This is a genomic window from Anoxybacillus sp. ST4, from assembly GCF_019448545.1.
Lineage (GTDB): Bacteria > Bacillota > Bacilli > Bacillales > Anoxybacillaceae > Anoxybacillus > Anoxybacillus pushchinoensis.
Genome location: NZ_JAHZOE010000016.1, coordinates 43,139 through 51,368 on the forward strand (window position 1 = coordinate 43,139; position 8,230 = coordinate 51,368).

Genomic DNA, 8,230 nt, shown 5'->3' on the forward strand with positions numbered 1-8,230 from the left:
TTCTATACTTTCAAAAATCGTCTGACAGACATCAAGCTTCCCCACATGCCGATGCATGCCCCTAATAAAACGAGCACTGCCGCCAATTGCCATGCAAACGGATAAAAAGGAAGAAGTTGAAAAAACGTATCTTTTAATTTTGGGTACAGTAAATCAAATACGTACGAATAAGCGGATAGAACGATCGCAATTGGCACAACTGAACCTAATACACCGAGCCATAGCCCTTCAAGGAAAAACGGCCAGCGAATAAATCCGTTAGTCGCCCCTACTAATCTCATAATCTCAATTTCACGACGACGGGCAAAAATTGTAATTTTAATCGTATTTGAGATGAGAAACATCGCCGTAAATAATAATCCGACAATGAGCGCCAATCCGACGTTGCGAATCGTCGTCGTTGCCGCAAATAGCTTTTCAATTTGTCCTTTTCCGTATTTGACTTTACCGACAGAAGGCAAAGCTTCAACTTGTTTTGCGATTTTTTCCGTATCAAGCGGATTTTTTGCTTTCACAATAAATACATCGCTTAACGGATTATCTTGCTCAAACAAACGAAACGACTGCCCATCTTCCCCAAAGCTTTCAATTAACTTTTGAAGCTCCTCATCCTTTGATGAATACGCTACTTTTTCCACACCAGAAAGAGCTTTCAGTTTCGCCCGCAGCACATCTTTGTCCGCATCTGTTGCGCTCAAATCGACATGCACACGAATTTCAACATCGCGTTCAATTTGTTTCGTTATATGTTGAATGTTGAGCATAATGACGAGAAACACACCAACAAGCAAAAGCGTCACCGTGACAGCACTAATGGACGCAAACGTCATCCAACCGTTTCGTCCGAGACTTTTTAAACTTTCACGAAAATGACGGCGAAGGGTGTTAAGTTTCATAGCCATACTCCCCCTTCACTTCATCGCGCGCAATTTTCCCGCGCTCGATCGCAATGACGCGCTTGCGAATCGTATTGACAATTTCACGGTTATGCGTTGCCATCACAATCGTTGTTCCGCGGTCATTAATGCGCTCGAAAATATCCATGATTTCCCACGATGTATCCGGGTCCAAATTTCCTGTCGGTTCGTCCGCAATGACAATCGACGGATTGTTAACGATCGAACGGGCAATCGACACGCGCTGCTGTTCTCCACCTGATAATTCATCTGGATAAAAGCGCGCTTTATGTTTTAACCGAACTAAGTCAAGCACTTCCATGACGCGCTTGCGAATGTTTTTTGGCGATTCTTCAATGACTTCCAAAGCAAACGCAACGTTTTCATATACGGTTAACTTGGGAAGAAGCTTAAAGTCTTGAAAGACGATTCCGATGTTTCGGCGAAGCAACGGCACTTTGCTGTCTTTTATATTCGCTAAGTTCACACCGTTAATCATAATTTTTCCGCTTGTCGGCTTTTCTTCGCGATACATCATTTTAATAAACGTCGATTTCCCAGCGCCGCTCGGACCGACGACATATACAAATTCACCTTGCTTAATGCGAACGGAAATGCCGTTTAATGCGATCACTCCGTTCGGATACGTTTTATATACATCTTGCATTTCAATCATAAGCAACCACCTAAGTATTCGATGTTTTTCTACATATTCCTGCAAAATTCTTACCTCGTCCATTATATCATCATTTGTCGCAAAAAGGGGGCGAATTTTATTTACAGTTATATTTCAAGACTGTTACAAATAAAAAGAGGATGCACAAAATCGCATCCTCTTACTTTTTCGCAGCTAACCATTCCGCTACTTTATCAGCATCTTCACCGCGAAGTAAGCCACCTGGCATGCCTCCACGACCGTTGACGATAATATCCGTAATTTCATCTTGAGAAAATTTACCGCCAGCCTTATCTAATGCCGGGCCAACGCCACCTTCTAAGTTTTGGCCGTGACAGCTTGCACATGATTTTTTATACAAAGATTCAGCAGCTGAAACCGTCTCTCCACCAGTCGCTGGCTTTTCTGTTGCAGTATTTCCGCCACCACAGGCCGCTAACACAATCGCCGTACTAGCGAACAAACCGAATAGCTTCTTCTTCATATATGTGTCCTCCTTGTAAACATTTTCATACATTTCTATTATATCGCATCATTTTTATGTTAGACACGTTTAAATCCTTCTCCAAGCACTTCCGCTGCGTCCATAACGACGACAAACGCAGACGGATCAATGGTTTTCACCAATTGTTTCAATTTTGTGAACTCACTTTGTGCTACGACACACATAAGAACAGGCCGCTCTTTTTCTGTATATCCGCCGTATGCATGTAGTTTTGTCACACCGCGGTCAATTTTATGCAAAATCGCTTCACGCACTTCTTCTTCTTTGTTTGTGACGATCATCGCCATTTTCGAGTTACTAAATCCAACTTGGACGAAATCAATCGTCTTACTTGTGACAAATAATGCGATTAATGCATATAACGCCCGTTCTAAATCAAATACGAACGCCGCCGTTAACACAATTAAGCCATCAATTAAAATAACGCATGTCCCTAACGATAAACCCGTATATTTGTGAATAATTTGAGCAGCTAAATCCGTTCCTCCCGTTGATGCCCGGCCGCGAAATACAATCCCTAATCCTATACCGACACCGATGCCGCCAAATAACGCCCCAAGTAGAGCGTCGTTTGTTGCTGGTGCGACATCACGCGTCAAATATACGACAAACGGCAAAAAAGCAGTGCCAACTAACGTTTTAATGCCGAACTGTTTTCCAAGCAACAACACGCCTGCGATAAATAGCGGAATGTTAAGAGACCATTGCACGTATGCTGGCTGCCAGCCAAGCGTCGCATGTAAAATAGTACTAATGCCGCTCACACCGCCTGACGCAACACGGTTCGGGAGTAAAAATAAATTAAACGCAACGGCCACAACGGCCGAGCCGACAAGAATGTATACGTATTCGAGCACTTTTTCAACGAGTGGATTTGTTATGTTGCTTCTTTTTCGCATGCTTCTCACCTTCCCTCGTGAGTATAGCATGCCCGATATAGGAAGTAAATGACATCGAATTAACGCAATAATGATTTAATATAATGAAGTTAATATAGGTCTCCTCGATTTCCAATCGCCTCGATGTAAATTATTTGTTCGTGGTGATCAATGCGGAAAAGAATGCGGTATGTGCCAACACGTAGACGGTACAAACCTTGTTGTCCCCTCATTTTTTAATGTCTCCTTGAGGAGGACTGTAAAGCAATCCTTTTAACGATATAGCTATCCGTTCTTGTACTTCTTTCTCTTGCTTAGCAAGAAATTTTACTGCTTCCTTACGGTAAATCAACTTGTAAGCCAAATTCACGTTTTGCATCACCACCAGTCACATATCCTTCATCTCCTTGTAACTGGCGTTTTTCTTCTCCTGTTAACAACGCTTCTTCTTCACTTACTTCTTCCATTTCATCCCACCATTTATGATCTTTTTTTGCTCTTTGCAGTAAATGCAATAAAAATTCGTAGGCTGATTTTTGATCGGATTCGCTTAACTGTTCAATCATCTCATGAAGCACTTTTTTGTCTACTGCCATGTTATTCCCTCCTTTCGTTATGTCCAGATTATCACGCTCTTTTTTTAGGCGTCAATAATATACAACAAAAGGTGCCCATGTCGGACACCTTACTCTTGTTTTAATTTAGAGCGTAAATACGCGTCGATAAACACATCAATTTCCCCGTCCATCACCGCTTGAACGTTTCCGACTTCCGTATTTGTTCGATGATCTTTCACGAGCGAGTATGGATGGAAGACGTATGAGCGAATTTGGCTTCCCCAGCCGATTTCTTTTTGTTCCCCGCGAATCTCCGCAAGTTCCGCTTGTTGTTCTTCTAATTTCTTTTGATACAATTTCGCTTTTAACATATTCATCGCTTTTTCGCGGTTTTTAATTTGTGAACGTTCCGATTGACACGTCACAACAATGCCAGTTGGAATATGTGTAATGCGTACAGCTGAATCCGTCGTATTGACGTGCTGACCGCCAGCACCGCTTGAGCGATACGTATCCACTTTAATTTCATCTGGACGAACGTCAATTTCAATGTTGTCATCAAATTCAGGGACGACTTCGCACGAAACGAACGACGTATGACGGCGGCCGGAAGCGTCAAACGGCGAAATGCGTACGAGGCGATGAACACCTTTTTCCGCTTTTAAATATCCGTATGCATTATGCCCTTTAATTAACAACGTGACGCTTTTAATACCTGCTTCCTCACCCGGCAAATAATCGAGCGTTTCCACTTTGTATCCTTTTTTCTCCGCCCAGCGCGTGTACATGCGCAACAACATGGACGCCCAATCTTGCGACTCCGTTCCTCCTGCGCCGGGATGTAGCTCTAAAATGGCATTGTTTTTATCATAAGGTTCATTTAATAGAAGCTGCAGTTCAAATTCGCTAAAGTCTTTCGATAATTTTTTCGCCTCAGCCACGAGCTCTTTTTGTAATTCTTCATCTGGCTCTTCTTTCACAAGCTCGTATGTCACCTCTAAATTTTCGAACCGCTCTTCAAGCGAGCGAAATTCACCAACTAAATCTTTCAGCGCATTGGCTTCACTAATGACCACTTGGGCTGCTTTTTGATCGTCCCAGAAATCAGGGGCAGCCATTTGCGCTTCTAGTTGCTCAATGCGCGCCTCTTTCGTTTCGAGGTCAAAGAGACCCCCTAATGTCCGCTAATCGCTTAGCCATTTTTTCAAGCTCTTGCTTAATTTCTACTAAATCAATCATGTCTTTCACCTCAATCATTATTGTACGCAAACGACGATTATCGTCCACAACAATGTTTATATTTTTTTCCGCTTCCGCATGGGCACGGATCATTTCGGCCGACTTCCACCGCTTTTTTCACCGGTTTACGTTTCACTTCTTCGCCTTCTTTCGGGTGGACGGCCTCCCCTTTAGCAACTTCTTGTCGCTCTAGGTTGCTTTCAATTTCAGCTTTCATAATATAGCGCGCAACTTCTTCTTCAATAGAAGCAATCATCGCTTCAAACATCGCATACCCTTCCATCTGGTATTCGCGCAGCGGATCAATTTGACCGTATGCACGCAAATGAATACCTTGGCGAAGTTGTTCCATCGCATCAATATGCTCCATCCATTTCATATCGACAGCGCGCAACACGATGACGCGCTCAAACTCACGCATTTGTTCGGACGGAATGCGGCTTTCTTTTTCATCGTAACGTGCACGCACTTTGTTCCAGATGAATTCAATCATTTCTTCTCGGTCTTTGCCGTTTAAATGTTGAACGGTTACGTCTCCTTCAGGAAGAAGGTTCGCTTGCATATAATCGACGATCGCCTGCACGTTCCATTCTTCCGGCATCTCCTCATCTGGTGTATGCGTGTGCACGACGCGCTCAATGACCGATTGAATCATTTTTTCAACAATGTCGCGCAAGTTTTCTGAGTCAAGCACTTGGAAACGTTGGCGATAAATAATTTCGCGTTGTTCGCGCAATACATCATCGTACTGCAATAGTTGTTTACGTGCATCAAAGTTGTTCCCCTCGACACGTTTTTGCGCCGATTCGACCGCTTTGGATACGATTTTGCTTTGAATTGGCTGTGAATCGTCCATCCCTAAGCGATCCATCATCGCCATCATATTTTCCGAACCGAAGCGACGCATCAGCTCGTCTTCAAGCGACAAATAAAATTGCGATACACCAGGGTCGCCTTGACGACCGGAACGTCCGCGCAGCTGATTATCGATGCGGCGGCTTTCATGGCGCTCCGTACCGATGACGGCTAAACCGCCAAGTTCCCGTACGCCTTCACCAAGTTTAATGTCCGTTCCGCGTCCTGCCATATTTGTCGCAATGGTAACTGCGCCTTTTTGACCGGCTTGTGCAATAATTTCTGCCTCTTTCGCATGGTTTTTCGCGTTTAAAACGTTATGGCGAATGCCGCGCTTCGTTAACATGCTTGACAACAATTCAGACGTCTCAATGGATACCGTACCAACGAGGACAGGTTGCCCTTTCGCATGACGTTCTGCGATATCCTCAACAACTGCGCGAAACTTTCCTTCCATCGTACGATAAATTAAATCTGGACGGTCATCGCGAATGACTGGTTTATTTGTCGGAATAACGATGACTTGCATATTGTAAATGTTACGAAACTCTTCTTCTTCTGTTTTTGCTGTTCCCGTCATCCCCGCTAGCTTTTCATACATGCGGAAATAGTTTTGGAACGTAATCGTCGCAAGCGTCATCGATTCGTTTTGAATCTCAAGCCCTTCTTTCGCTTCGATCGCTTGATGAAGTCCATCGCTATAGCGGCGTCCGCGCATTAAACGACCGGTAAACGGATCGACGATAACGATTTTTCCATCTTCGACAACGTAATCGACGTCGCGCTGCATCACAACGTGGGCGCGCAACGCTTGATTAATATGATGGTTTAACGTCACATGTTTTAAATCAAATAAGTTATCGATTCCAAACGCCCGCTCCGCTTTGTTCATTCCTTCTTCCGTCAGCTGGACGCTTTTCGTTTTTTCATCGTACGTATAGTCGACGTCTCGTTTTAACGTGCGCACAAATGCGTTCGCTTGAATGTACAATTTTGTTGATTTTTGAGCCGTACCTGAAATAATGAGCGGCGTCCGCGCCTCGTCAATTAAAATGGAGTCAACTTCGTCAATGATCGCATAGTGAAGCGGACGTTGAACCATATGTTCTTTATATAGCACCATGTTATCGCGCAAATAGTCGAACCCAAACTCGTTGTTCGTTCCGTATGTAATATCTGCATGGTAAGCCGCCTGCTTTTCTTCACGCGACATATTGCTTAAGTTGAGGCCGACAGATAAACCTAAAAACTGATATAACTGTCCCATTTCAGTCGCATCACGGCTCGCTAAATATTCGTTGACCGTTACGACATGAACGCCTTTTCCAGTTAACGCGTTTAAATATACCGGCATCGTCGCCGTTAACGTTTTTCCTTCCCCTGTTTTCATTTCAGCAATGTTGCCTTCATGAAGGGCGATGCCCCCCATCAATTGCACTTTATACGGATACATGCCGAGCACGCGTTTTGCAGCTTCACGAACGACCGCAAACGCTTCGACAAGCAAATCATCAACCGTCTCTCCTTTTTCAAGTCGAGCTTTAAATTCGTCTGTTTTTTGGCGCAATTGTTCATCAGAAAGCTGCGCCATTTGTGGACCGAGCGCATCAATTTCATTTGCGATTTTTTCTAATCGTGCAATTTGCCGTTTATTCGGATCAAACACTTTTTTCAACATTCCAAGCATATGAAAACGCTCCTTAATTATAGAATCACTAATCTACATGATATCATTTACAGGAAAAGGTGACAACTCATACGGAAAAGGGCGATGGGAAAAAAGAAAAAACCAGCTTTTTCGCTGGATTACACTTGCGATTGTAGTTGCTCGATAGAGGCTTCGACTCTGAGTAAACGTTTGTTGAGGGCGTCAATTTCAAATCCTTTTTCGTCGATCTTTTTATAAATGTTTTGCAGTAATGTGTGTACATCGTTGGCTAGTTGAACTTCGAGACGATGTACCGTTTCTTTTACTTCGTCTAATTGCGCTTCTACACGTCCGAGACGTGCCTTCACTTCACACATCTCTTCTTCAAGACGACCGATGCGCTTGTTTGCTTCTTTCATCTCTTGTTCAAGCACAACCAACCGCGCTTCCATGTTAGCGAATCGTTCATCAATTTGGGCAAATCGTTCATCAATTTGGGCAAATCGTTCATCAATTTGGGCAAATCGTTCATCAATTTGAGCGAACCGCTCATCAATTTGGGCAAACCGCTCATCAATCTGCGCGAACCGCTCGTCAATTTGAGCGAATCGTTTATCAATCTGTGTAAACCGTTCACGCACTTCTTGTTGGAAGGACAAAAAGTTGCTCTCGATGCTTGTCAACTTCGCCAAAATTTCGCGTAAAATCGCCTCCACCTTTTTTCACCTCCCTCTAAAAATGTTGATATATCAAGGTTTCTTGGCATCTTAGGGGTGCCAAAAAAATATTTTTCGACAAAATTCATCACATACTTTTTCATTTTTGTTGATATCTAACAGTCCGTAGGTGCGCTTCGCGACCACTGGTTATTTTTGTATGTTAAAACCAATGGAAAATACATATGCGATGCACCTTGGATCTCTGCATTGCTGATGAGGACGAACCCTCCCATGTCTCTGGGCATCCTTGTGCCAAC

General features: G+C 43.6%; 8 protein-coding genes and 1 pseudogene. All 9 read right to left on the reverse strand.

The window, feature by feature from the left end; translation table 11 throughout:
• Positions 1 to 2: 2 nt before the first annotated feature.
• On the reverse strand, positions 3 to 896 hold the full coding sequence (gene ftsX, locus K1I44_RS10665) for a permease-like cell division protein FtsX (protein WP_219986135.1): 894 nt from the start codon (positions 894 to 896) through the stop codon (positions 3 to 5).
• Positions 886 to 1,572 carry a cell division ATP-binding protein FtsE gene (ftsE, locus tag K1I44_RS10670; protein WP_021093726.1) on the reverse strand — a complete coding sequence of 229 codons (687 nt, stop codon included), beginning with the start codon at positions 1,570 to 1,572 and terminating at the stop codon, positions 886 to 888. The genes ftsX and ftsE overlap by 11 nt, the downstream gene beginning before the upstream one ends.
• Positions 1,573 to 1,732: 160 nt before the next feature.
• Entirely contained in the window at positions 1,733 to 2,056 is a 324-nt protein-coding gene (gene cccB / locus K1I44_RS10675) for a cytochrome c551 (protein ID WP_219986136.1), read from the reverse strand.
• Positions 2,057 to 2,115: 59 nt separating this feature from the next.
• The gene (locus K1I44_RS10680) at positions 2,116 to 2,976 is read right to left on the reverse strand and encodes a YitT family protein (protein WP_219986137.1); all 861 of its coding nucleotides are present in this window, start codon (positions 2,974 to 2,976) and stop codon (positions 2,116 to 2,118) included.
• Positions 2,977 to 3,065: 89 nt separating this feature from the next.
• Positions 3,066 to 3,325 (reverse strand): annotated as a pseudogene (locus K1I44_RS10685) (type II toxin-antitoxin system RelE family toxin).
• Positions 3,294 to 3,551 carry a hypothetical protein gene (locus tag K1I44_RS10690; RefSeq protein ID WP_219986138.1) on the reverse strand — a complete coding sequence of 86 codons (258 nt, stop codon included), beginning with the start codon at positions 3,549 to 3,551 and terminating at the stop codon, positions 3,294 to 3,296. The pseudogene K1I44_RS10685 and the gene K1I44_RS10690 overlap by 32 nt, the downstream one beginning before the upstream one ends.
• An 89-nt stretch (positions 3,552 to 3,640) precedes the next feature.
• Positions 3,641 to 4,748, reverse strand: a protein-coding gene (gene prfB / locus K1I44_RS10695; RefSeq protein WP_219986142.1) for a peptide chain release factor 2 whose coding sequence is annotated in 2 segments (ribosomal slippage) — positions 3,641 to 4,675 and positions 4,677 to 4,748 — 1,107 coding nt in all. Because the reading frame shifts where the segments join, the coding sequence is not laid out codon by codon here.
• Positions 4,749 to 4,788: 40 nt separating this feature from the next.
• Positions 4,789 to 7,293: a preprotein translocase subunit SecA gene (gene secA / locus K1I44_RS10700; protein ID WP_219986139.1), complete on the reverse strand. Its 2,505-nt coding sequence runs from the start codon at positions 7,291 to 7,293 to the stop codon at positions 4,789 to 4,791.
• 119 nt (positions 7,294 to 7,412) lie between these two features.
• Positions 7,413 to 7,970, reverse strand: coding sequence for a hypothetical protein (locus K1I44_RS10705; RefSeq protein WP_219986140.1), 558 nt, complete (start codon positions 7,968 to 7,970; stop codon positions 7,413 to 7,415).
• Between the last annotated feature and the right edge of the window lie 260 nt (positions 7,971 to 8,230).

Bases quoted from the DNA above. Each gene is read 5' to 3' on its own strand.
- cccB (WP_219986136.1), bottom strand. From the start codon at position 2,056: ATGAAGAAGAAGCTATTCGGTTTGTTCGCTAGTACGGCGATTGTGTTA.
- K1I44_RS10690 (WP_219986138.1), bottom strand. From the start codon at position 3,551: ATGGCAGTAGACAAAAAAGTGCTTCATGAGATGATTGAACAGTTAAGC.
- secA (WP_219986139.1), bottom strand. From the start codon at position 7,293: ATGCTTGGAATGTTGAAAAAAGTGTTTGATCCGAATAAACGGCAAATT.
- ftsE (WP_021093726.1), bottom strand. From the start codon at position 1,572: ATGATTGAAATGCAAGATGTATATAAAACGTATCCGAACGGAGTGATC.
- ftsX (WP_219986135.1), bottom strand. From the start codon at position 896: ATGAAACTTAACACCCTTCGCCGTCATTTTCGTGAAAGTTTAAAAAGT.
- K1I44_RS10680 (WP_219986137.1), bottom strand. From the start codon at position 2,976: ATGCGAAAAAGAAGCAACATAACAAATCCACTCGTTGAAAAAGTGCTC.